Annotated in this window: 1 protein-coding gene; it reads left to right on the forward strand. The window is 59.7% G+C overall.

The features are described 5' to 3' along the window. Positions 1–19: 19 nt before the first annotated feature. On the forward strand, positions 20–1,041 hold a 1,022-nt coding region (locus tag AC2FLA_RS22410; protein ID WP_496725444.1), incomplete at its 3' end, for a formate--tetrahydrofolate ligase.

Genomic DNA, 1,041 nt, shown 5'->3' on the forward strand with positions numbered 1-1,041 from the left:
CAACCGGGGGTTTTGCCCAATGAGCTATAAATCGGACATTGAAATCGCGCGCGAGGCGCAGAAGAAGCCTATTCAGGAAATCGGCGCCAAGATTGGCATCGATTCTGCTGATCTGCTGCCCTATGGCCATGACAAGGCGAAGGTGAGCCAGGACTTCATCAACTCGGTCCAGGGTCGCGAAGACGGCAAGTTGATCCTGGTCACCGCGATCAACCCGACGCCTGCGGGTGAGGGCAAGACGACCACGACCGTGGGTCTGGGTGATGGTCTGAACCGCATTGGCAAGAATGCGATGATCTGTATCCGCGAAGCCTCGCTGGGCCCGAACTTTGGCATGAAGGGCGGCGCCGCGGGTGGCGGTTACGCGCAGGTTGTTCCGATGGAGGAAATGAACCTGCACTTTACCGGGGATTTCCACGCGATCACCTCGGCGCATTCGCTGCTGTCGGCGATGATCGACAACCACATCTACTGGGGCAATGAAGCCGAGATCGATGTCCGCCGCGTCGCATGGCGTCGCGTGGTCGACATGAATGACCGTGCTCTGCGTCAGATCACGGCGTCCCTGGGTGGTGTGTCGAACGGCTTCCCGCGCGAAACCGGCTTTGACATCACCGTGGCGTCCGAGGTCATGGCGATTCTGTGCCTGTCCAACGACCTGAAGGATCTGGAAAAGCGTCTGGGTGACATCATCGTGGCCTATCGCCGCGACAAGACCGCTGTTTACTGCCGCGACATCAAGGCCGAAGGCGCAATGACCGTGCTGCTGAAGGACGCGATGCAGCCGAACCTGGTGCAGACGCTGGAAAACAACCCGGCATTCGTCCACGGTGGCCCGTTCGCCAATATCGCGCACGGCTGTAACTCGGTCATTGCCACCAAGACTGCTTTGAAAGTGGCTGACTACGTTGTGACTGAGGCTGGCTTTGGGGCCGATCTGGGCGCCGAGAAGTTCATGAACATCAAGTGCCGTAAGGCGGGCATCGCGCCGTCTGCAGTGGTGCTGGTTGCCACCGTGCGTGCGATGAAGATGAACGGCGG

This window comes from Ruegeria sp. CDSA033, assembly GCF_059612305.1.